General features: G+C 48.3%; 13 protein-coding genes. 7 read left to right on the forward strand and 6 right to left on the reverse strand.

Features of this window, described 5'->3' with window-relative positions:
• Window positions 1-40: 40 nt before the first annotated feature.
• Both HMPREF9999_RS05075 and HMPREF9999_RS05080 read left to right on the forward strand, forming a co-directional pair.
• The gene (locus HMPREF9999_RS05075; RefSeq protein WP_044063187.1) at window positions 41-748 is read left to right on the forward strand and encodes a response regulator transcription factor; all 708 of its coding nucleotides are present in this window, start codon (window positions 41-43) and stop codon (window positions 746-748) included.
• 280 nt (window positions 749-1028) lie between these two features.
• Window positions 1029-4202 carry a M60 family metallopeptidase gene (locus HMPREF9999_RS05080; protein WP_009437376.1) on the forward strand — a complete coding sequence of 1058 codons (3174 nt, stop codon included), beginning with the start codon at window positions 1029-1031 and terminating at the stop codon, window positions 4200-4202.
• A gap of 318 nt (window positions 4203-4520) precedes the next feature.
• Here the strand turns inward: HMPREF9999_RS05080 and HMPREF9999_RS05085 are convergent, their stop codons facing one another.
• The 5 genes from HMPREF9999_RS05085 to HMPREF9999_RS05105 form a co-directional block, all read right to left on the reverse strand.
• Entirely contained in the window at window positions 4521-6026 is a 1506-nt protein-coding gene (locus HMPREF9999_RS05085; RefSeq protein WP_009437378.1) for a glutamine synthetase family protein, read from the reverse strand.
• A 171-nt stretch (window positions 6027-6197) separates the two neighbouring features.
• Window positions 6198-9785 carry a transcription-repair coupling factor gene (gene mfd, locus HMPREF9999_RS05090; protein ID WP_009437379.1) on the reverse strand — a complete coding sequence of 1196 codons (3588 nt, stop codon included), beginning with the start codon at window positions 9783-9785 and terminating at the stop codon, window positions 6198-6200.
• 97 nt (window positions 9786-9882) lie between these two features.
• Window positions 9883-12051: a SurA N-terminal domain-containing protein gene (locus tag HMPREF9999_RS05095; RefSeq protein ID WP_009437380.1), complete on the reverse strand. Its 2169-nt coding sequence runs from the start codon at window positions 12049-12051 to the stop codon at window positions 9883-9885.
• A 204-nt stretch (window positions 12052-12255) separates the two neighbouring features.
• Entirely contained in the window at window positions 12256-13236 is a 981-nt protein-coding gene (locus HMPREF9999_RS05100) for an MBL fold metallo-hydrolase (RefSeq protein WP_009437381.1), read from the reverse strand.
• Window positions 13237-13432: 196 nt separating this feature from the next.
• Window positions 13433-15682, reverse strand: a complete 2250-nt coding sequence (locus HMPREF9999_RS05105; RefSeq protein WP_232301278.1) for a BamA/TamA family outer membrane protein — start codon at window positions 15680-15682, stop codon at window positions 13433-13435.
• 182 nt (window positions 15683-15864) lie between these two features.
• Here HMPREF9999_RS05105 and HMPREF9999_RS05110 point away from each other — a divergent pair, with 182 nt between their 5' ends.
• Window positions 15865-16635 carry an RNA methyltransferase gene (locus HMPREF9999_RS05110; protein ID WP_009437383.1) on the forward strand — a complete coding sequence of 257 codons (771 nt, stop codon included), beginning with the start codon at window positions 15865-15867 and terminating at the stop codon, window positions 16633-16635.
• A 96-nt stretch (window positions 16636-16731) separates the two neighbouring features.
• The gene (locus HMPREF9999_RS05115) at window positions 16732-17910 is read left to right on the forward strand and encodes a glycosyltransferase (RefSeq protein WP_198144624.1); all 1179 of its coding nucleotides are present in this window, start codon (window positions 16732-16734) and stop codon (window positions 17908-17910) included.
• A 191-nt stretch (window positions 17911-18101) separates the two neighbouring features.
• Here HMPREF9999_RS05115 and HMPREF9999_RS05120 read toward each other — a convergent pair whose 3' ends face one another.
• The gene (locus tag HMPREF9999_RS05120) at window positions 18102-18278 is read right to left on the reverse strand and encodes a hypothetical protein (protein WP_009437385.1); all 177 of its coding nucleotides are present in this window, start codon (window positions 18276-18278) and stop codon (window positions 18102-18104) included.
• A gap of 745 nt (window positions 18279-19023) precedes the next feature.
• Between HMPREF9999_RS05120 and htpG the strand changes: the two genes are divergently transcribed.
• The 3 genes from htpG to mnmE all read left to right on the forward strand — a co-directional run bounded on the left by htpG (window position 19024) and on the right by mnmE (window position 23712).
• Window positions 19024-21084, forward strand: coding sequence for a molecular chaperone HtpG (gene htpG, locus HMPREF9999_RS05125; protein WP_009437387.1), 2061 nt, complete (start codon window positions 19024-19026; stop codon window positions 21082-21084).
• Window positions 21085-21175: 91 nt separating this feature from the next.
• Window positions 21176-22096, forward strand: a complete 921-nt coding sequence (locus HMPREF9999_RS05130; protein WP_083475824.1) for an N-acetylmuramoyl-L-alanine amidase-like domain-containing protein — start codon at window positions 21176-21178, stop codon at window positions 22094-22096.
• A gap of 116 nt (window positions 22097-22212) precedes the next feature.
• Window positions 22213-23712, forward strand: a complete 1500-nt coding sequence (mnmE, locus tag HMPREF9999_RS05135) for a tRNA uridine-5-carboxymethylaminomethyl(34) synthesis GTPase MnmE (RefSeq protein WP_009437389.1) — start codon at window positions 22213-22215, stop codon at window positions 23710-23712.
• Window positions 23713-24385 lie beyond the last annotated feature (673 nt).

Raw genomic sequence — 24385 nt, forward strand, 5'->3', positions numbered from 1 at the left:
AATCGATTTATTCACCTATAAAACCCATACAATTATGACACTGGACGGAAAAATGAGAATCCTGCTTTGCGAGGATGACGAAAACCTCGGTATGCTTCTCCGCGAATATCTTCAAGCCAAGGGCTATGACACCGTGCTGTGCAGCGACGGTGAAGAAGGCTATCGCGAATTCTTGCGTAGCAAATATAATCTTTGCGTCTTTGACGTGATGATGCCTAAGAAAGATGGCTTCACCTTGGCCAAGGAAATCCGCATGACCAACTCTGAAGTGCCCATCGTGTTCTTGACTGCAAAGACATTGAAGGAAGATGTGTTTGAAGGCTTCAAGATTGGTGCAGATGACTATCTCACTAAGCCTTTCTCTATGGAAGAATTGACCTTCCGCATTGAAGCTATCTTGCGCCGTGTGCGTGGCAAGCGCAATCGCGAACGCACACAATACCAAATTGGCTCTTTCTTCTTCGATGCTCAAAAGCAAACCCTTTCTCAAAATGGTGAAACCAAGAAGCTCACCACCAAAGAAAGCGAACTCCTCGGTCTGCTTTGCGCTCACATGAACGAAATCCTTCAACGCGATTTCGCTCTCAAGAAGATTTGGATTGACGACAACTACTTCAACGCTCGCTCTATGGACGTGTACATCACAAAGCTCCGCAAACACCTCACTGGTGATCCTGATGTACAAATCATCAACATCCATGGTAAGGGCTACAAACTCATTGCACCTGAAGTGGAAGAAGAAAACTAAACAGAGGCAATGATGCACGCTAACTTTGAATATTTGCGTGCCTATGGCTTTACAAACGGAAGTCCCTCAACGGGACTTCCGTTTTATTTATGCACCAAAATCTACAACATAACGCCCTTAAAGCATAAAATTTCATTTGCACTACTAAAAATGTCATCTCCACTTGCTTAAATCAAGGATAATCATTACTTTTGCCTTTCGTATTGCTGGGGCGCGTAATGATGCGCGCAGCAGCTTCTTAGCAAGAAACAGTCTTTCTCTTGATTCTTATCACCTTAATATGAAATTTTCTGCTCAATTACTCCTCTCCGCTCTCCTTCTTTCAGGAGCGGCGGTGCCGGCTTCGACCTTTGCTAGCAAAGCAGAAGTCAATGAACTCCTCAAAAAAGGAGGGATTTTTCGTTTGAAAAATCGCCGCTCGGGCAACTATGCAACGGTGAATGCCACATCTAGCGCAATTACAGGTAGTGCTAAGCGCACTGGTAATAGCATTTACAGCCAGCTTTGGATTATCACTCCTATGGGTGACAAGCATTTTACTCTCCGCAGTGCACTCAATCTCAACTACCTCACGGACAAGCCTCAAAAGACCATGAACGTGATGTTGCCATTGAGCATCTTTTATAGCGGTGGCAATACCAATGATAATGCTTCTACGAACTATGTTACCATCACTTGGTCGCAAGATGCAGATAAATATAATGATGCGAACTTCAGCAACGCCAACGATAAAACAAGCCTGAACGAAAGTCCAGACCACAGTATGGCTGGGTGGCATGCGAACCGCAAGAATACGCCTGATACTGGTTCTGACTGGGTGCTTGAACCTGAAACAAGCATTACTAATGCTCAAATCCGTGAAAACGTGGGTAAGAGCTTAGGGGCATCAGATCCCAAAGAAGGTTGGTTCTTCCTTCGCAACGTGGGACTCAATTTGAATGCTGCCGCCAGTGTCACCACACCAAGAATCTCTGGTGTACCTCACGACAACAAAGACTTTTCACAAATTTGGTATCTCACCAATGTGAATGGAAAGTATAAATTCCAAAACGCACTCAATCAACGCTATATCATCAGTGTGGGAAGTTCAGCCAGTCAGAACTACCAGACTGGAAGCACTCAGTCTACTTTCACCGCAAAATCTACTGGCGAAGTTTACGTTCCCTCTTATAATATCATGGATCAAGGTAGCGTGGGCTTCAACATCAACGGTGGCAGCAAAACTATGCTTAGCTGGTATGAGGGAGATCCCGCATCAGAGTGGTATTTCATCCCTGCTAAAGTGGATGAGGCTGCGCTAGCTGCTGCGCGCAGTGAAGGACTTGAAACTAAAGCACTCAACCAGTATCGCGCAAACTATACGAATGTTCTCAAACAATTCTTCAACGATCTTGCTTTCGTGGAGTTGAAGGAGGAGTATAAATCACTCACCGATGAGAAACTTCGTGAGGAACTCAACAAAGCTACGGCTACTGAACTTGCGAATAAAGCAGATGCTCCCAAAGAGTTTCCTGCTGGACTCGCCAACATGGTGCTCAAGGTGAAGAACGACTCTTGGTCTTACCGCGAAAAAGAGTTCCGTTTTTATGATTATAAACCTTACTCTGATCCTGTCATTTGGGCAGGAGACAATTACGTCGGCACTGGCCATCAGTTTAGCCCACAAACAGGTCCCACTGGAGTTAGCGTGAAACGTGGCGAACAGCTCATTGTTTTCGTTGGAACAGCTCAGCTCAAGAGTGGCACTAGTTTGAGAGCCATGGTCTGCAATGAAATGGAAGTAGTGGGCACCTACTACGATTTGAAGCCTGGTTTTAACTTAATCATTTCAGATGCCGAAGGTCATCTCTTTATCGACTATCGCATCACCAATGCCAATATCAAATTGGCTAGCATTCCAGCACTTCCTATCCACATCGAAGGTGGCCGCGTCAATGGATACTTCGACATCACTCGCGGACATACCAACAAGGATTTTGAAGAAATGTCTAGAAAACTCTTCAAAGATCCTATCCTCCACATGAAGAACCAATACTATCAGTTCAACATGCACTTGGATGGCGTGAAGCAACAACACAGCGAGAGCATACGTGGTTTGAAGGGTGGTTCAAGTTTTGTCTATGCTGATGGTGTAGCTGCTGGTATCCAAGGTGTACTCCAACGATGGGATTCTCTCGTGAAAGTGGAACATGATTTGATGGGTATCGATCAATATCTCGATCGCTTCAACTGCATGCTCTCGGCTTCTGCCTCTTCTAAAGGCAATCCCTATGCCACCAACTATGGTACTTACTATCCTGGCACTGGCGACTACCTCAACCAGGCCAAGTTCACCAAGGGTTGGGAAAACGACGAAGGTGCCCCCATCTGGGTGGTGGCTCACGAAACTGGTCACATCCACCAAAAGGCCATCAACATGGCGGGTGACACAGAAATGTCTGTGAACTTCTTCTCACAAGTGTACTCATGGTTCCGTGGTAGCAACGTGGGTCGTGGTCGCCCTCTCTCCAACCCTATTGAGTCTTTCCACAAAAATCAATTCCGTGATGAGTTTAACATCTGGACTCGCTCACGTCTCTATTTCCAACTTTGGTTGCACTACCAGCTCCAAGGTCATCACCCCAACTTCTTCCCCGAAGTTTTCGCTCGTCTTCGCAAGACTCCTATGCGCTACTCCACTGATGCAAGAAATCCTCTCAGTGGCCTAGAAAACTACCTACGCTTTGCGATGGTTTGCTCTGATGTGGCACAAGAAGACCTCAGTGAATTCTTCCAATTCTACGGTTTCTTTAAGCCTGTGAAGAACCACAACACGGGTGACTATCACGACAATTGGTTTACCACCACTCAAGCTGACATCAACAAAGCCATCGCCCACATGAAGAAATACCCCAAGGCTCACCCTGGTATCATCTTCATCGACGAACGCATCGAAAGACTTCCTGCTATCTACCCTGGTGCTCCTCAAGGTGCATTGCGCGTAGCCACATCTGACGATGCTACTCCTGGCGATGCTAAAGAAGTAGGTGACGTAGGTTTCGTGCTCCATTTCACCAAGGACAACGAAGCTAAGGTCTACGAGACCAAGATCAGTGGTAACCGCATTACCGTAGATCGCAAGAGCGGTAAGGGAGCAGTAGGTTTCAAGATCTATGACCTCAATGGTAAATTAGTGCGTGTGTCTAACACTTACACCTTCACCATTCCTTCTGAAATCGTAAAAGCAGGTTACTTCATGACCATTGCCCATGGTAACGGAAAGGAATCTATTGCGCTTGACCCTAACGATGTAGCCAAGAACTTCGTACAAGGAGAACGCTTGCTCACGGGGGTAACCACAGTTGCTGCCGACAAGGCTGAAAAGACTGGAGAAGTTTACGACCTATCTGGCCGCAAAGCTGAAAAGACTCAACATGGTGTCCTCATCCAAAATGGTAAGATTGTGATGAAATAATCGCATCTTTCCAGCATACTCTACTCAAACGTCCTCACGACACAACGATCGTGAGGACGTTTTTTGTGTATTTGTGCAGCTACGATATAGAGAAGGTGAAAAAAAATCTCTCCGGACAATTCATAAATTCGTTGTTCGGAGAGATAAAGTCAAAAACAGAAGAAGGGACTAGTCAAAGGCTAGAAGGGACGAACCATAATCTCTAAAGGGAATAAGCCCATCTCACAAAAGAGCTAAGCCAGTCCCTCGAAGGAATAGGTCAGATGCAAGGAGGCTCTACCGTTAGTTCTTCCTTCTTTGCAAAGATATTACCGCAGACTATCCGCAATGGAAGAATTGCTCAACGAGGCGAGCCATTTCTCTAGGCTTACCTTGGAGATCGGCACGCAGAGTAAGGTCATCGAAGTCGCGAAGTTCTTTGGCGATGCCGTCAATCATGGCAGGCGAGAACACGCCTTGCGCTTCGTAGACTGCGCGTTGAGCAAGCAAACGGTCGGCAGAGGCCACGCAGCTATCGGGCAAGGTGGCAAGCCCTTGCAGACGATCGGCATGCTCAGCTGCGTGGATATTGACATCAACATAGGTGCGCTCTGCCACTTCAAGGGCATCGGGCATCTCAAATCCATGGCGAGCAGCCACACAAATACCAGCAAGCAACTGATAAACGTCGGCAGAACCATCACCATTGCGGATTTCCACGGTCTGCTTAAGCGAAGTGTCTAGACGTTGCTCTGCCTCGAGAGGATTGGCGAGATGGCACATATCGGTCTGCGAGGTCCATCCAAGTGGCACGCGAATGAGCACAGAGCGGTTGCGATCGCCCCAGCACACATTGGTGGGTGCTTCTTGATGAGGCACAAGACGGAAGTAGGACGTTGGATTCTTGTTGCCAAAAGCCGTGAGACTCGGAGCAAGATCTATGAGACCTGCGATCATGCGACGTGCATCATTGCTCAACTTGCTATCGCTGCCCAACATCTTATTCTGGCCATCTTGCATAATGCGCATGTGGATGTGAAGTCCTGAACCAGCCTTTCCCGTAGTAATCTTCGGAGCAAAGGTGACATTGAGTCCCTCTTGGTAAGCCAGATTACGAATAATCCATTTTGCCACCACCAACTGGTCGGCTGCTTGACACACAGGTACAGGGAGGAATTCGATTTCTCCTTGTTCGTAGACCAAATCGTCTTGCACGAAGTTGCCCACCTCTGAGTGACCATATTTGATTTGTCCACCAGCGCGCGCAATATAGTCCATGCACTTCACGCGGAAATCATTGGTTTTTGCAAAGGGAGCCGACTCATGATAGGCACGCTGGTCAACGGCAGGATAGCGTTCTTCGTCAGGCTTGATGACGTAATACTCAAGTTCTCCCATGGCTTCGAATTCAAAGCCAGTGGCCTCTGTGAAAGCTCGAGCCGCTTTGACCAAAGTTTGTTCAGGAGAAGAAGAAAGGGGTTGGCCATCTTTGTCAAAATAAGAACAAAGCAGGCATAGTGTAGGGATTTCGGCAAAGGGATCTACAAAAGCAGTGGAGAAACGAGGCACCACATAGAGGTCGCTGCTGCCCGCTTCAATGAAGCGGAAAAGACTAGAACCATCGACACGCTCTCCACAAGTGAGGACAGTGTCCAGATAAGCGTAGTCAGTGATGACAAAGTTGAGTGTTTTCAAGCGACCATCTCCTCCAGGATAGAGGAAATTGACCATTCTGATGCCATTCTCGGCAACAAAGCGTAGGATGTCAGCCTTGGTAAATGCAGTAGTGGGCTTCTGCAGATAAGCCACCAAAGCATTGGCGTGATAGAAGGTTGTTTGTGACATGGTAATGATATTTGAGGATGAGGTTCTGCGCTGCGCTGATAAGAGCGTAAGTTTCTAACCACGAATATAGGGATAAAATCTGAAAAGACAACATCTTCTCTAAAATTTTCGCACAAAAAACGAGATACACGGGATGTGTACCTCGCTAAGAAAGAAAATCATGTCTAAGATTTAGGACTGAGCAGTAGGACTCACAATGTGACCAAGCACCTTCACCGCAGCCTCAACACTGGGCACCTGCTTGATGCGAAGGAAACGCTTACCTTTCTTCTCGCCAAGTTCGCAGCGGCGCATTTGTGCTGGATGAAGGGCAAAGTCAAGCACTCGCTGGAACACTTGGCTTTTGTAGAAAGGACTCTCGGCATTGGCCACAAAATAGAGGGTCATATTGCCAGCTTTCAGCACCAAACGCTCTGCACCGCAACGACGACCTAAGCGACGTAGAGGAACCACACGAAGGAGTTCCTCAGCTTCTGCAGGAAGTGCCCCAAAGCGATCGAGCAAACGCTGGCGGAAGGCTGCAATTTCTTCATCACTCGAAAGCCCATCCAACTCACGATAGAGCAACATTCTCTCACTTGCTCCAGGCACATAAGTTTCGGGGAAGTAGGCGCGAAGGTCACAATCCACATTGCACTCAGCCACATAGCTATCGCCTAACTCCGCAGTGTTCTGCTGCGCAAGTTCTTCTGCAAAGAGATCACCAAACTCTTCGTTCTTGAGTTCTGCCACGGCTTCTGCCAGAATCTTCTGATAAGTTTCATAACCAAGGTCGGCTACAAAACCACTCTGCTCTGCTCCAAGGAGATTGCCTGCCCCTCGGATGTCAAGATCTTGCATCGCAATGTGAATGCCACTGCCCAAATCGGAGAAGTTCTCGATGGCTTGCAAACGACGTCGGCTATCATCGGGCAACAAGCTTAGAGGTGGTGCCATGAGATAGCAAAAGGCCTTGCGACTTCCTCGGCCTACACGGCCACGCATCTGGTGAAGGTCTGAAAGACCGAAATGGTGCGCATTGTCAATGAGAATGGTGTTGGCGTTAGGTACGTCGATACCATTCTCTATGATAGTAGTAGAAAGCAGCACATCATACTCGTGATTCACGAAGTCGACAATCACTTTTTCTAACTTTGAGGGCTCCATCTGACCATGTCCCACCACTACTCTAGCATCGGGAACGTGCTTGCGAATCAAGGACTCTATGTTGCTCAACGAGGAAATGCGGTGCGTCACGATATACACTTGCCCATTGCGGCTTAGCTCAAAGTTGATGGCATCAGCAATAATCTCGTGACCAAAGGTGTGAATCTCCGTCTGGATGGGGTGACGGCTGGGTGGTGGTGTGTTGATTACGCTCAAATCGCGTGCGCCCATGAGTGAAAACTGGAGCGTGCGCGGAATGGGCGTGGCCGACATGGTGAGGGTGTCCACATTGACCTTGAGCTGGCGCAGCTTTTCTTTGACACTGACTCCAAACTTCTGTTCTTCGTCGATAATGAGGAGGCCGAGATCTTTGAATTTCACGGATTTTCCGATGAGTTTGTGCGTACCCACCACGATATCTATCTTTCCTTCTGCCAAATCCTTGAGCAGAGCTTTGGTTTGCGCTGGGGTGCGCGCTCGAGAAAGATAGTCCACTCTCACAGGAAAATCCTTCAATCGCTTGAGGAAGGTCTTGTAGTGCTGGGGTGCCAACATGGTGGTGGGCACCATCACCGCCACTTGCTTGCTGTCGGCAGCGGCTTTGAAGGCTGCACGAACGGCAATCTCTGTCTTGCCGAATCCCACATCGCCACACACCAAACGGTCCATAGGACGAGGACGCTCCATGTCGGCCTTCACTTGCTGGGTCACTTTGAGTTGGTCGGGCGTATCTTCATAAGGGAAAGAGCCCTCTAGCTCATGCTGCATAAAGCCATCGGGCGAGAAAGCATAGCCTTGTTCTTGACGACGACGGCTATAAAGCAGAATCAAGTCGCGCGCTATGTCTTTGAGTTTTTCCTTGGTGCGACCTTTGAGTTTCTCCCAAGCTCCTGTGCCAAGGCTAGACAGACGAGGAGGTTCTCCCTCCTTACCTTTGTATTTCGACACCTTATGCAGGGCATGAATCGAAACAAAGATGGCATCTCCCTTTTGATAGGTAATCTTGATTACCTCTTGCATCGCGCCATCTGCCCCAGGGATACGCACCAAACCGGCAAATTGTCCTACACCATGATCCACATGCACCACATAATCTCCTGGTTCAAAGAGCATGATTTCCTTAAGGGTCAAGGCTATCTTGGCATTGCGCGCATGGTCAGAGCGAAGGGCATACTTGTGGAAGCGATCAAATATCTGGTGATCGGTGAATAGTGCAATCTTGCCTGTGAGGTCTTCAAAGCCAGCATGGAGGGTGAGATGGACGGGCGTGAAGAGACGAGGCAGATGATCAGCATGGTTGTCCACAGATGTGCCTTTGCGAGTGATCTCATTCATTTGCGTTGCTTGGTCACTCTGGTCTGTGTTTGTGCGCAGCTGGAGTTCGCTAAGAATGTCGTGCAAACGCTCGTTTTGCTTCTCGCTGTCGGCCAATACATAAGTGCGTATTCCTTCGGCAGCATGTCTCTGAAATTGCTCCAGCACGAGCTGGAAGTTCTTATGGAAAAGTGGCTGAGCACGAGTGTGAAAACCTATACGCACCACCTTCTTGGCTAAATCTTCATCCGTAGCTTTGTGGGTTGCCCCTGAGACTATCCATTGCGAGAAACCACTCATCGCGCGCAGCAAAGCATCTCCCTTCACCAGTTGGTGAGCAGCGGAGAAACGTTCATGTACTTCGGCAAGTTCCATCTCTGAAGTGGCGGCCTGCTCTACCACCGCTTGTTGGGCGAAGCCTTCCTCAAAGATGCGATTAATAACATCTCCGACAAACGTCAGGTCTTTAGCCACTATCGTGGTGTGCTGTGGCCAATAGTCTGTGATGGGGACTAAGCTGCCCACAGCGGTCTCCGACTCCACATCAGGCACGATGCTTATGGTGCTACAAACCTCTTGTGACAACTGGGTTTGCACCTCAAAGGTGCGGATGCTCTCTATATCATCTCCAAAAAAATCTACGCGATAGGGATATTCAGAAGCAAAACTAAAGATATCGAGAATCGAACCACGGAGGGCATACTCCCCAGGTTCGTAAACGTAGTCGCGACGTTTGAATCCTAATTCTTCCAAAGCCTTGACAAAAACAGTGACATCTTGTTCTTGCCCCACGCTCAAGGTGAGGGTTTGCTCGTCCATCGCTTTGGGGGAAGCCACTTTCTCTGCAAGCGCAGCAGGAAAAGACACCACAAAGAGGCCCTTACTAGCTCCTTGCTGCGCCTGAGATGTGACAGAAAGGGAGCTCTGGCGAGGCACCTCATTAGGCTTCTCAGACAGTCGTGTGAGCTTTGACAACACATCTGTGCGAAGTATCTCGTTGGCAGCATCGCGATGTCCATACTTCACTGCTCTACGATACGACGAAGGGAAGAAGAGCACCCGGTCGTCTCCCAAGAGTTGGCGCAAATCATTGTAGAAATATCCGGCTTCTTCCTCATCGTTCATCACCACCATATAGAGACCTTGGGCAGCATGCGCGGCCGTGGCGAGCATGACAGGGGCGGCAGAACCTTGCAATCCATCGAGAAAGACGAGAGGGTTCTGCTCCTTCCAACAGCGTTCGAGGGCTTTCACCCCAGGATGATGCTGAAAAAGCTGAATGAGTTCAGAGAGTTGCATAATGAAAATGGCATAAAGCGCAACGGAGTCGAGAGGTTATCACTCCCAACTCCGTTAAATCAAATAATAAGTCTGTGGTTACAACACAGCACAAGGTTTAGAACTTGTAGCGATTGTCTTCTACCTTAGCATTGTGACGGAGCACTTCAAAAGTGGCTTGTCCCAATTGCTGCATCATGGCCTGCTGTTGTTGTTGCATCACGGCCTTTGCATCAAACTTCTCCGTAGAGATGTTCTTGCGGTCGATGACACGAGCAATGTAAGCTCCAGCAGCACCCACTACCAAAGGAGTAGTAGCTCCCTTCTTAGCAGCAGCGATGGCACCAGTGAGAACTGGCTCAGGCACACCTACAGCAGCTACTGTAGTTTGTCCTGCAAAAGTGACATTCTCAAGGTTGTCTACGATAGCACCCTTGGCTTTTGCTTCTGCGATAGACTTCACACCAGCATATTTTTGTGCTGCAATTTCAGCTTTCTTCTCACTCTTCACAATGGCTGTGAGATACTCCTTTACTTGCTTGCTGTCCCAAGCGTAATAACCTTCGTCATTCACCTTAGACAAACCGACAACAAGGAGGTGGTTGTTGGCTTCACCTACTTGGTAGAGGGGAGAGACCTCACCTTCATTAGCCACGTCAAACACCCACTTCACAGCTTCTTTTGAACCACGAACACCTGGGTTGTACATGCCTTCAGCACCAATGTTTCGATCAGAAGTCATGAAGTTGTCTTGATCTACCACGCGATAGCCTTCCTTAGCAGCATTCTTGACGAGTGCTTCGAGGGTTTGGTTAGCAGCAAGGAAGCGATTCATCTTGCTCACTGCTGCATCGTAAGTAGCCTTAGAGAAGTTGACAGGCACCTTCACCACAGCAGCGGTGTACTTGGTCTTCATTGCCTTGCGATCAAGCACTTGGACGAGCACCTTCATACCTTGCATATCCACCGTAGTAAATTGCTTGAGAGGAGCATTGAGAAGGGTTTGCACAAACTTGAGGTTGTCGCCTGCAAGCTGGGGAGTCTCAAACTGCTGAGCAGTCATCCACACAGAGTCAGTGGGAACGCCGAGCTTCTTAGCCAGTTCTGCCACGCTAGCACCACCATTAAGTGCCTTGAGCATGGAGTCAGCACGAGTGGCAGAAGCAGCGGCATCTGCAGCTTGTGCAGGAAGGGCACGATACAAGATAGAGTCGGGTGACTGAGTCTTTGCCACAAGTTTCACGATGTTCATCGTGTTGTCTTGTGCATTGTATTGAGGAGCGGTCAATTGACCAGGAGCCATCTTGTCCAACTCAGCCTTAATATCGGCAGGGAAAAGGTTGTCAGAGAGGGGAAGATTCACATAGTGCATCACACTCTTTGAGCTGTTGACGATAGCAGCGAGGTCACCACCTTCTTGCAGCTTCTGATAGGTAGCTTGCATCTGCTCTTCGAGCGCCTTGCGGTCAGCATCGCTGGCAGTAACTTCTACGTCGATGTACTTAATGTCACGAGTTTCGCCATCCAAACGGAAGAGCTCTTTGCGTGCCTTATAAGCAGTCTTCAAATCATCATCAGAAATCTTCACATCCTTGTCGGAGATTGCTGCGAAAGGCAAAGCAGCAACTTCAGCACTTGAAGCCATGGTGGCAGCTTCATATTGCATCTTTGCAGCAACGGGATTGGTGGTGAAAGAAGTCATGAAGAGAGTTTGATACTTCGTCATCAACAATTCGCGGCGCAATTGCTTTTCGGTATAAGCCCAGAGCTTATTGATCATTGCCACTTGCTCAGCTACTTCAGGAGAAGTCTGCTGGCTTTGCATGGTCTTAGCTTGCTTCAAAAACTCTTGCAAAGCGGTATAATCAAAACGTCCGCTTTGTCCCATGAACATGGGGACATTTTGAAAAGCTTGAGCAGTACCGTCTTTGATGGCTTGCTCCATTTCTTTTTCCGTAACTTTAAGACCGAGCTTCTCAGCTTCGTGCTTCACGAGTTCAAATTGGACATATTGCTGCCAAACCATCTCGCGCACTTGATCCGTTTGTTCATCGGTGAGATTACCACCATTGCGGAGCTTGGCTACTTCTGAGGCTTCATTGACCATCTCGTAAAACTCTTGTTGCGAGAGGCTGTTGCCATACACAGAACCAGCGTTGTTGCTGGAATTTCTCAGCACAGACAAGGTGTTTTGGTCAAGCACCATGGTGAGGATGAAGAGAAACAAGCCCACACCCATCAGACCGATGATCCATGAACTGCTTCTGATTTTTTGTAATGCTGCCATTATCTATTGTATTTATTGTTTTTATTCTCAACTTATTAGCACCACTTCTAAAGAAAAGGGTACACATTTGGCGACAAAGTTACACAAAAAACCTCAAATAGCGGAAGGTTCTCCCTAAAAATAATGTTGCTACTTAGAGATTTTGCGCATTCTCCTCTGCAATGCAACAAGCACATACAGAAGGACATCGCCAAAATTTGCGGTCTAGCGCAACTCCATCAATTCGGAAGGCACCGTGCGACGCAGCACCTCCACCAAAGGTTTTGGAGAGAAAGTAAGGGCATCAATGGCTTCCTGCACGGTGGCTGCGGCCTTCTCGGGATGATTGTTTTCGGCACTGAGGTGACAGAGCCAGATGCGCCGAGTAGTGGGGGTCAAGTGCGTGCGCAAAGCCGCAGCAGTGAGCACATTGGCCAAGTGTCCGCGACCACTCGAAATGCGATCTTGAAGATACTTCGGATAGGGCCCATGCTCCAACATCTCAGCATCGTAGTTGGCCTCAATCACCAAGTACTTGGCACGCTGCACAAAGGGAATCATCTCGTCGGTGAATTGGCCCGCATCGGTGATGAGACAGAAAGTGGGCAACTCCGCTGACTGATGCTGCATCTCATCTCCTTGTTTCTGGAAATCACCTCCAACTATTCCTGAAGAATCTCCGACGTTTTTGGAAGAATCTCCGAGATTTCCTTGAGCAACTCCGAGATTTTCCGGAGAAGTGTTCACGTTATCGAACAGACTGCCGAAGAGATTCTCCTCCACTGGTTCCGCTTGTATCAGTTCAATGAAGTATCCGTTGTTGTCATTAGAGTCGTGCGGCACAGTAAAGGGGGTGATGCGGAAATTTCCCACTTCAAAAGGGGTGTGCAGTTCGGTGTAATGTTTAAGCTCAGCCGGAATCTTTTTGGTCATAAAACGATTGCGGTCTATGCCTTCATGCACACGCTGAGAAGCATAGACAGGCGTGCGATAGGTTATCGCCATAGGGCCAACGGCCTTGATGTGATCCGTGTGGTCATGAGTGACAATGATGGCAGCAATCTTGGGAATGGTGAGCCCATAATTGCTCATATAGCGTTTGAAAGCACGAATCCCGATGCCCAGATCAATGAGAATCGCTGTGCCACGTGACTCAAGGTAATAGCAATTGCCGGAGCTTCCGCTACCGAAGCTAATAAACTTCATAGATTATATATGTACAAGATGTTTTGATGTAATGACACGTTTTGCCGAATATCATAGTCGTGCCCCACCTCTTGGGATTGGGGCATCACTACTGTCTAACGAAACGCTTTCAATGATATCTTCTTTCTCCTCTATTGCACTAAATTAACGCAGAAGGATGAAGAAGGTATTTAGGGGGATATGGGGAAATCGCAACTTAAAATGGAAGTCCTACGGCAAAGTGTAAGGCCAAATCGCGCGACAAGCTGGGAGAGAATATGGGGTAATGCCCACGGCCACTCATCACGGATGGATTGATGGCTTTCATGCCTCCATCTAATCGAATGATGAAGTAGTTGAGATTTAATCTCAATCCCAAGCCATAAGCGACAGCGATTTGACGGTAGAAATTGTTGAACTGGAATTGTCCATTGGACAAATCGGCATGATTGCGGGTGTTCCACACATTGCCAGCATCTACAAAGGCCGCTCCTTCAAATTTCCAGAAGAGAGCAGCACGATACTCCACCGAGAGGTCCAACTTCAAGTTGCCCGTTTGATTGATGAAGTCGATATTGCCATCGCGGCCTACATAGCCACCAGGGCCGAGTGTGCGCACATTCCATCCTCGCACAGAGTTGGCACCACCAGCAAAATAGCGTTTCTCATACGGAATGATTTCGGAATTGCCATAAGGTATAGCTAGTCCAAAGGCAGCATGCACGGCGAGTGAACTGGCTTCTGTGAAGCGAAACGACTTAGAATAGTCGAAGTCGAACTTCACATATTGGGAGAAGGGGATGTTTAAGATGGCATAAGCATTGTTGAGATTGCGACGTATTTGCAGCATCTTGGCCACACCATAGAGCACATTGCCTGCCGTTTCTACATTCGCCTTGATTTGATAGCCATTGGTTTGGTTGAGCGAACCGCCATTGCGCCCACGCAATGAATTGTAGACTATGCCATAAGCAGAGCGCATGATGAAGAGATTCTCATAGGAATTGCGCAGCACGGCATAGCGCGGATTATCTCCTTCTAAATATTCTCGGCGGAAGGTGGAGGAAATCCAAGGCATAAACACATAGTTGAGCGAAACGATGTCAAACCTGTGCTGAAGATTGGGCTTGCGGTGCGCATTCCAGGTGGTAGACCATGTGCCTGTGAGCAAGCGACGATAGAACTCGGGACGATTTTGAGAGTTATAAAGGAGGGAGAACTCTGTGATGCCTCGATAGGATCTAAACATGCGCTCACCAAAAGAGAGGGGCAACGAAGGGAATCTCAGTGCTGCTTCCGCGCCATACTCGATATAGTTTTGGTTGGCATAGCCTTGCAAACGACTGATCGTTTCGTAAGCACCGCGCAGTTTCAGCGAGAAATTCTCGGCTCCTTTGAAAAGATTGCGGTGTGTGTAGGTGAATGAAGCTGCTCCGCCCAAGTCACCTGCCGTATTGGTGCCTTCGATGTCAAAACTGATGCCATGAGGTTTGGCCAACTGCACCGCCACATTGACATCAAGCGTGCTATCTCCCAGCTCAGGAGTGGCATAGTGGATGGTCGAAAAATTGATGGCTCCCAGACTATTCAAGTTTTGGTAGGAGTATTGTGTCGCCACATCTCGGTAAAGACTATCTGGTTCGATAAAAAGATGTCGCGCATAAACTCTACGATTGATGCGCTGACCACCATGCGACACGAAATAGAGTTTTCGATAATAGGTGGTGTCGGCTTGTGCTTCTTCCATTGCATTTTCTTGCACAGTCACTTTACCGATGCGATAACGCTGATAGCCCAATCTGGATTCAACCTTGGGGGGAAGCAGAATGCGCAAAGTGAGATTCACAGCATGGCTATGTGCAGTGGTGTCGGCCGTGAAGGTGACGAACTCATTGTTGATGTTCATGAAACCCGCATTCTGCAAACGATGCACAATGCGGCTTCTTTCTTCGTTGAGTAAGCCCAAATCTAGTGGCATCCCTTTGTAGAGCAACGAAGAGGCTGAGTCGCGCTCAACGACTTGACGCACTGCTTCGTTGTCAAACTCGCGATAGACATTGACCACATAAGATCTCTGACGAGGGTGCATCGTATAGCGCAAATACACTCGTCGGCCTTTCAAAGTGGAATCCACCGATACCGTAGCCTGCAAATAACCTTTGGCACGAAGTGCTGAGGCAAGAGAGGCTTGAGAGTACTGCATCAACGCTGGATCATACACCACAGGAGCTTCGCCTACGCGGTGCATCACGCGATTGATGAGCAATTTTTCATTCGTCCCTGACAAACAATAGATGCCCAAAGGCACTTTTACGGTGCTCAACCAGCGAGAGTTGGCTTCTTGACGCACATAAGTTCGATAGTCAGATGGGAGCACTTCTGGCTGCTCACTGCGCAAACGCACACTCGAAAGGAGATATTGACCTTCTGGCACAAACCTTGTGGCCGAACAAGAAGACAATATCACCCCGATGCTGAGCAAAAGAAAGAGCTGATACGCTCGATTTCGCGCATAGCACCTATATATATGTGTGATTATAGGGAAGAACTTCACTAAGATGGTCTTTTTTTGATTTGCAAAGATAGTTCTTTTCAGAAAAAGCGCGTACTTTTGCAACATCTTTTTCACCTAAATTCCGACGCAACAACATGATTGGCAAAAATCGCATCAAACACATTCGACAATTGGCGCAAAAAAAGCATCGCGACACTGAAGGACTCTTCCTTGCCGAAGGGGCGAAAGTGCTGCGCGAACTCTTGCCCTTGCTCAGATGTAGCTTGTTGTGCGCCACTCCTGACTTTCTCGACTCTTGCCCTTCGGAATGGCTAGAACCCGTGGAGGAGGTTATCGTCATCACGCAACGCGAATTGGAGCAAATGTCGCAGCTCAAAACCCCACGACACGGCTTAGCCTTGTTTCACATGCCCCTAGCTGTTGAAACAAAATCTCTGACTGCAGCCACCGAGCAACAGTTGGTGCTGGCGCTAGATGGGGTGCAAGATCCAGGGAATTTGGGCACAATCATTCGCATTGCCGACTGGTGGGGCATAGACCATGTGGTTTGCTCGCACGACACGGCCGATGTGTTTGCCCCAAAAGTGGTGCAAGCCACCATGGGAGCCATAGCACGAGTCCAAGTGTCGTATGTGGATTTGCCACAATGGCTCTCCGTTTTGCCCAACAAAGTGGCGGTGTGTGGCACTTTCCTTGATGGCGACAACATCTATGCGGCTCCTCTTCCACACTCTGGGGTTTTGGTGATGGGCAATGAGGGAAAAGGCATCAGTGCTGCCGTGGAAGCTACGGTGAATCATCGTTTGCTCATCCCGAGTTTCCCAGCTCATCGCCCCACCAGCGAGAGTCTCAACGTGGCCATTGCCACTGCTGTTGCCGTTGCTGAGTTTCGCCGACAGGCCTAAGCCTAGAGTATCGTAGATTTTACGCTTGTCTACTGCCGATAACAGCAGTTTTCCTTAGGCTATTGCCTATTTTCCTCTTATATATAGATGTTCATTATGCTGCAAATCATATTTTCCGCCACGCTTTCTCTGCTACTCATTGGTTGTGGTTTGACCTATGGTCTGTGTCGTACTTGGAGTTTTCGCAAACTCTCTCGCCTGATGCGCAGACAAGCCAAGGAGGCTCTCCCTTTTGTGGTTCCCACAGCAGGAATAGTAAACTCCCCCATAGCTCCTCGCGCCATCCGTCCTGAACTATCTGTAGTCATAGCGACTGAGAACGATGATTGGTGGATTGAACGCCATCTTCCGCTGTGGCTGCAGCAACAGACCACCTTCCCTTTTGAAATCGTGGTAGCCGATGCTTCCGACCATGAGGATGAAACGCGCAACATCGTGCAACGCCTACAAAACGAACACCCGAACCTGCGCTACACCTTTGTGCCGCAAACGCATCGCAACCTCCATCCGCGCAAACTAGCTCTCACACTCGGTGTGCGTTCGGCGCGTGCTCCATGGGCAGTCATCGTGACTCCTCAAAGCACTCCAGCATCGCCTCACTGGCTTCAACGCATGCACCAACAATGCACTGAGGAGTGCGACCTCGTGCTAGGCTATGTAGAAGCGACCAGCGACTGGGAACAACCCAAAGCTCAACTAAAATCCATGGAATGGCAAGCCTCCAATTTTCGTCTTTGGCTGAAAAAACATCCAGCAGGCTGCGAGGCTTCCAATGTGGCACTGCGCAAATCATGGGCCATCCAACAAGGACTTTTCACCGATAGTTTGGACATTCCTTTTGGTGAATGCGCGCTCTTAGTCAGTCATGCTTCAACCGAGCGAGTGGGTTTTGCCTTACATCCAGAAGCCTTTGTGCAACAACCACTTCCTGACGAACCATTGGCCGGAGCAGCTCTACGTTGTGAAGAACGAACACTCCGACGTCGCCTATCACAAAGAGGCATCCATCCGCTCCGTTGTAAGAAAGTAGCTTCAACAGTTTTGTACTTTGGCCTTGTCCTATTCTTAGGCACTGTTGGTTTTCGCACTTTTCAAAGTTGGCCAGAAGCGAATGCTTGGTTCAACGATACCATAACCCCGTTACCCTTCGTGCCTTACGAGCATTGGCAAATCCTTTGGGATATTCTTCCCACCCTATCTTTCTTATTGCTCATCATCCAACCGTGGTGTAGTCGTCGGAGAATCCGTCGTCTCTTCACAGATAGTCCGGCTTAATAAAAACGAGCGCGCTCAAACAAAATGTTTTAAGCGCGCTCGTTTTTAGAGCTATACACTCCCCCGCTTAAGACGAGGAAAGTAAATACACAAAAAAACCAGCAGGAACTTGCGTTCCAACTGGTTTCAATTCTCTCAGTTGCCCAATCTGGGCGTGTAATCCGAAGATTACGTGTTGTAGCTTCAGCTAATTACTTAACGCTGTCAGCAGCAACAGAGTCAGTAGCTACGCTATCCATAGAAGCAGAGTCATTAGCTGCACTATCCATAGTAGTAGAATCAGTTGTTGCAGGAGCTTCAGCCTTGTTACCGCAAGAAGCGAAAGAGATAGCTGCGAGAGCTACGAACATGAAAACTAACTTTTTCATTGTCTTTTGAGTTTAGAGTGAAACAATCAATTGCTATTAAAACAATGCAAAGGTACGGACTATTTTGAAGCTAGCAAGTCTTCGGCCTTTTTTTTTGAAGAAAAATCGACTAATACCTACTTTTTCCACTAAAATGCACCTATTTTCACATCTTCACATTACATTTTGGGTATAAACATTCTCACTTTCTAGTCAAACTCAGCGCGTGATATCTCCGTATTCAAAACTAAATCGTATCTTATTCTCACCAATTTAGGACATTCTTCCTCGTCTTTCTCTATAGGTTGTGACAGAGACTAGCTAATTACAATGCGTTTCCTTAAAGAATAGCATATATATTAGTTGTAACTTTATATTGGTTGTGTCCTATGGCGTTCATTCTTCCGCATCACCCAAAACTATTCCATCAAAACTCAGAGAGTTGCACCTAAAAACTCGGAGAGTTTGAAAAAGTTCTCGGAGAAAATTCAAAAACTCTCGGAGTTTTTTTTGAAAGAAGTCGGACATATTCGGAAAGAGCCTTTGAGATTTCGCTTCTCAGCCTGTTTGAGAGCGAATCAGCCATGGCTGCTCTTGCAGCAAAAACAGCGAGATTAAAGCCCCTCCTTCCCCCTTGTCGCGACAGAAATGCAGTCCTTACGGCAAGATGATGAAGAATGACAGCTAGAAATAACCTTTGGCACGGATGTTGCAAACCACATAGCCAAATAAAAAGTCATTAACTCATCATTAAAACGCTGACAACATGGCCACACAAAAAGGACATATCGGCATCACGACCGAAAACATATTCCCCGTTATCAAGAAGTTCTTGTATAGCGACCACGAAATTTTCCTCCGCGAAATCGTAGCTAACGCAGTGGATGCTACCCAAAAGCTCCGCACCCTTGCGAGCAAAGGCGAATTCAAAGGCGACACCACAGACGTGAAAGTGTCGGTGAGCATTGACAAAGAGGCAGGAACGCTTACCATCAGCGACCAAGGTATTGGTATGACGGCAGAAGAGATTGACCGCTACATCAACCAAATCGCTTTCTCTGGTGCCACGGACTTCCTCGAAAAATACAAAGACGATGCTGCCACCATCATTGGTCACTTCGGTCTTGGCTTCTATTCTTCGTTCATGGTGTCTAGTCGCGTAGACATCGTGACCAAGAGCTATCGCGAAGATGCAGAAGCGGTGAAATGGAGCTGCGATGGCACTCCCGAGTTTACGCTCGAACCAGTCGAAAAGGCAGAACGCGGCACAGACATTGTGCTACACATCGACGAGGAAAACAAGGAGTTCCTCGAAGAAGGTCGCATCCAAACTTTGCTCAACAAATACTGCCGTTTCCTCCCCATCCCCGTTGCCTTCGGCAAAAAGAAGGAGTGGAAGGACGGCCAACAGGTGGATACCGCAGAGGACAACGTGATCAACGACACGCACCCTCTATGGACGAAGACACCTTCTACACTCACCGATGAGGATTATCGCAATTTCTATCGCGATCTCTATCCCATGCAAGATGAACCCCTCTTCTGGATTCACCTCAATGTGGAATATCCCTTCAATCTCACGGGTGTTTTGTACTTCCCCAAGATTAAGAATAACATCGAAATCCATCGCAATAAGATTCAACTCTATTGCAACCAAGTGTTTGTCACAGACTCTGTGGAAAACATTGTACCCGACTTCTTGACGCTCTTGCATGGTGTCATCGACAGTCCCGACATTCCGCTCAACGTGAGCCGTTCTTATCTCCAGAGCGACCGGAATGTGAAGAAGATTTCGCAATATATCACGAAGAAGGTGGCAGACCGCCTCTCTTCTCTTTTCAAGAGCGACCGCGCTCAGTTTGAAGAAAAGTGGGACGACCTCAAACTCTTCATCCACTACGGCATTCTCTCTGAACCCGACTTCTACGATAAGGCGAAGAACTTCGCACTTCTCAAAGATATTGACGGAAAGGCTTACACTTACGAGGAATATCGCGAGGCCATCAAGGAGAACCAAACCGACAAAGATGACCAACTGGTGTGTCTCTACACCAACGACCGTGAAGCACAATTCTCTTATATCGAGGCTGCGAAGGCTAAGGGCTACAATGTACTCTTGCTCGATGGCCAACTCGATGCACCTCTGGTGAGCCAGCTCGAACAAAAGTGGGAAAAGACTCGCTTTGTGCGCGTGGATGGTGACACTCCCGAACGCCTCATCCCCAAGAAGGATGAATCGGTAAACGAGGCGGACAAGGCTGCGAACGAGAATTTGACCTCGGTGTTCAATGCCGGGTTGCCTCAAGTGGAGAAGGCACAATTCCATGTCGAAACTTCTGCTATGGGTGCGGCTTCTGCTCCTGTGCTCATCACACAAAGCGAATACATGCGCCGCATGAAAGAGACTGCACGCTTGCAACCTGGCATGTCGTTCTATGGCGAAATGCCCGACATGTACAGTTTGGTGCTCAACACGGATCACCCTCTCGTGAAACAAGTGGGAGAAGGTGTGGTGTCGGCTACGGGCGAAAAACTTGCGCCCATCGATGCTGAACTCCGCGGTCTGCAAGCTCGTCGCACCGCACTCGAAGCTGCACAAAAGGATCTCAAACCCGAGGACGTGACTCCCGAAGAGAAGGCTGAACTCGAACAAGTGAACAATGACATCGCTGCTCAGTACAATCAGCGCAATGAGGCTCTCGCTGGCTATGCTCGCGAAAATCAGGTGGTATCACAGCTCATCGACCTCGCACTCTTGCAAAATGGCTTGCTGCGCGGCGAAGCACTCAATGCGTTTGTGAAGCGTTCGGTGGATCTCATCCGATAAATAGTTCTTCGTTCTACATAAATCTGGTAGTGGAGTGGGCTTCGGTCTGCACTCCACTGCCTTCTTTGCTTTTTTATCCTTCCTTGAAATTATGCCCTTACTGAGTCTTTTTAGCCTACTCTTTTCGTTGTGGACGTGTCTGCCTTGGATGCAAACCGCAGCAGTGGCGCAAACTTCTGCTGTATCCTCTTCTCTTGCACCAGCGCAGTCGGACAAGGTGCTGCAAGGCGTGGTATGTGCTGCTACAGATGCGGCGGAGGTCCAACGACTGCTTTCGGACAAGTCGCTCAAGACTCCACTAGATTTTGCCCGCAAATTCCTGGGTCGCCCCTACGTGGCTGCGACGTTGGAAGTGGCAGATCCCGAACAGGTGGTGGTGAATCTCCAAGGATTGGACTGCGCCACTTTGGTAGAAACAAGCCAAGCACTGGCGATGACGCGTCGCGAAGGCAAAACGGATGTGGCGAGCTACACAAGAAATCTGGAGAAAATCCGTTATTTCGATGGAAAAAATCGAGGTTATACCTCACGCTTGCACTATCTCTCGTTTTGGATGGCTGATTTGACGAAGCGCAAAGTGGCAAAAGAAGTGGTGCTCCCCCAAACGCTCACACTGCCCTTAGAGATTCGCCTCAACTATATGAGTACGCACGCGAATGCTTACCCTTTTCTCAAAAATCATCCCGAACGCGTGAGCGAGATGGCACGATTAGAGCGCAAATACTCCGGCAAAGTGGGTCGATATCTCCCCAAGTCTAATGCCGGTCTGTCGCGCAAACAACTTGGAGCTATCCAAGATGGTGACATCATCACGGTGGTGACACAAAAAGCGGGACTGGATTATTCTCACCAAGGTATTGCTTTTTGGGGCAATGATGGGAAACTCCACATGCTCCACGCCTCGAGCGAGCGCAAACGTGTGATTGCCGACGAGCGCACTCTGGAGGATTATCTGAAAAGGATTTCCCATGCTAAGGGTATCCGCGTGTTTAGAATCATCAACAAGGGATAAATAGGCTGCGAAAGACGGAGAAGACTCGAAAATCTAATTTCTAACGTCTAATCTCTAAAGTCTAAGGTCTATGCCCCCTCTAACGTCTAATCTCTAAAGTCTAACGTCTAAATAAGATGTCTACTCATACTATCTGTGCAGTTTCTACCGCTACGGGTGGGGCTATCGGTGTGGTTCGTGTGTCAGGGCCACAAGCCATTGCCGCCACAGAGCGCATATTTCGGGCTGCCAACGGCAAACCGCTGAGTGAACGCAAAGCCAGTTCACTCACCTTTGGTCATATCGTCGATGAAAACGACAAAGTGGTCGATGAAGTCTTGGTGAGCCTTTTCCGCGCGCCCCATTCTTACACGGGAGAAGATGCCACGGAGATTTCGTGTCACGGCTCTTCCTATATCCTTCAACGCGTGGTGCAGCTGCTCCTTGCCGCAGGTTGTGAAGCAGCCGCCCCAGGTGAGTTCACGCAGCGCGCTTTTCTCAACGGCAAGATGGACTTGTCGCAAGCGGAAGCCGTTGCAGACGTCATCGCCTCCACCACTGCCGCTAGTCACCAAGTCGCGATGAGCCAAATGCGCGGTGATTTCAGTAAGCAACTTGGAGTGTTGCGCGAACAATTGGTGCATCTCACCTCGTTGCTCGAACTTGAGTTGGATTTCTCCGACCATGAGGATTTAGAATTTGCCGACCGCTCGGCACTCGATGCCATTGCATCGCAAATCGAAAGCGTGACTCAACGTCTTGCCGACTCTTTTGCCACAGGAAATGTGCTGAAAAACGGACTTCCCGTTGCCATTGTAGGCAGCACCAATTCGGGAAAATCTACACTCCTCAACGCATTGCTCCACGACGATCGCGCGATTGTGAGCGATGTACACGGAACTACGCGCGATGTCATCGAAGATACCTTCACGCTCGGTGGCACGCTCTTCCGATTTATCGACACAGCAGGCCTCCGCTCCACGGATGATGTGGTGGAACAAATGGGCATTGCACGCAGCCGTCAAAAGTTGGAAGAGGCTAAAATTGTGCTTTTCGTAGTGGATTCTACGCAAGTGGCTTCGCAGATGGAGGCACTCGGCACGGAGATTCTCGAAGCGATGAATGGCCGTCCGCTCGTGGTACTTTTCAATAAGTCTGATTTGATTGAGGAACAAGCCATGAACGAGTTGCTCGCTCAACCACTGAAACATTGGATTTCCAGTACTTCTCTCTGTGAAAATGCCGAAACCACAGGGGATTCCGCCGACCTTCCCTCCAACGCACAAGCCGTGACGCTCCCTTCACAACAAGGGCAACAGGTCGTAAAATTGGCAATCAGTGCGAAAAATGCCATCGGATTGGATGCCCTCACCGACACCCTCGTCCGTTTGGCACAAGAAAACACCACTTCTGCTGGTGACATCATCGTGACCAATGCCCGTCACTATGCTGCACTCACCGCAGCTCTTGCCGACATTCGCCGCGTGCGCCAAGGACTTTCCACCCACCTCTCTGGTGACTTTGTGGCACAAGATCTCCGTGAGTGTCTCTTCCATCTCGCCGAAATCACTGGCGGTGCTGTCACCACCGACGAGGTGCTAGGTACCATCTTCAAAAACTTCTGCGTGGGCAAATGATTTCTGATTACAACCGATAATCAAGCATCACCAAATATCGAAAAGGCGTTCATTATGAGCGCCTTTCTTTTGTCCTTTTTCCTCGTTAGGCATTATTCGAAGCCTTTCTTTCGCTCATTCTTGTACCTTATTTGTACCGCACGCTTCTCGCCAACCCTTCAGCCCCTCGCGTATATACCGAGATGCTGGACAAATGAGACATGGTGCTACACCAATAGGCAGTACAAAACTAAATATGGCGAAATGAAAGTGAGCAAAATTCTAATAAAAAATCTGCCAGCATTGCAAATATGAGTTTATAGCTTTGAAAACGACTACCAAGTACTGCTCACATAGATATAATAGCAGAGCCTACAAAGCTCAAAAGAGAAAAAGGATACGCAGAACAGAACATTCTGAACAAGAGAAAAATGTCAGTGATATTATAGATAAACCTTATCTCTCCATCTCAGAAACTAGGCGATTACTTTGTATTAGCCCCTATTTGGGTTAAGGAGCAAAGTTAAAACATAGATGAGTAAAATATTCCCGTAAACCCATAAGGAAGAGAATGGAGAGATAGGGATCTTTCATGCTTACTTTTTGAGCAATAAAGCAAGGATTATACTCATTTTCCTATGTAATAATATTTCTTATTATAGGTTGGGATATAGTTCGATAATATAGACAGCGA

The organism is Alloprevotella sp. oral taxon 473 str. F0040 (genome assembly GCF_000318095.2).
Classification (GTDB): Bacteria; Bacteroidota; Bacteroidia; order Bacteroidales; family Bacteroidaceae; genus Alloprevotella.

Excerpts from the sequence above, each read along its gene's own strand:
- mnmE (WP_009437389.1), top strand. The coding sequence starts at position 22,213 with ATGTCTACTCATACTATCTGTGCAGTTTCTACCGCTACGGGTGGGGCT.
- HMPREF9999_RS05120 (WP_009437385.1), bottom strand. The coding sequence starts at position 18,278 with ATGAAAAAGTTAGTTTTCATGTTCGTAGCTCTCGCAGCTATCTCTTTC.
- HMPREF9999_RS05110 (WP_009437383.1), top strand. The coding sequence starts at position 15,865 with ATGATTGGCAAAAATCGCATCAAACACATTCGACAATTGGCGCAAAAA.
- HMPREF9999_RS05095 (WP_009437380.1), bottom strand. The coding sequence starts at position 12,051 with ATGGCAGCATTACAAAAAATCAGAAGCAGTTCATGGATCATCGGTCTG.
- mfd (WP_009437379.1), bottom strand. The coding sequence starts at position 9,785 with ATGCAACTCTCTGAACTCATTCAGCTTTTTCAGCATCATCCTGGGGTG.
- HMPREF9999_RS05130 (WP_083475824.1), top strand. The coding sequence starts at position 21,176 with ATGCCCTTACTGAGTCTTTTTAGCCTACTCTTTTCGTTGTGGACGTGT.
- HMPREF9999_RS05080 (WP_009437376.1), top strand. The coding sequence starts at position 1,029 with ATGAAATTTTCTGCTCAATTACTCCTCTCCGCTCTCCTTCTTTCAGGA.
- HMPREF9999_RS05085 (WP_009437378.1), bottom strand. The coding sequence starts at position 6,026 with ATGTCACAAACAACCTTCTATCACGCCAATGCTTTGGTGGCTTATCTG.
- htpG (WP_009437387.1), top strand. The coding sequence starts at position 19,024 with ATGGCCACACAAAAAGGACATATCGGCATCACGACCGAAAACATATTC.
- HMPREF9999_RS05100 (WP_009437381.1), bottom strand. The coding sequence starts at position 13,236 with ATGAAGTTTATTAGCTTCGGTAGCGGAAGCTCCGGCAATTGCTATTAC.
- HMPREF9999_RS05115 (WP_198144624.1), top strand. The coding sequence starts at position 16,732 with ATGCTGCAAATCATATTTTCCGCCACGCTTTCTCTGCTACTCATTGGT.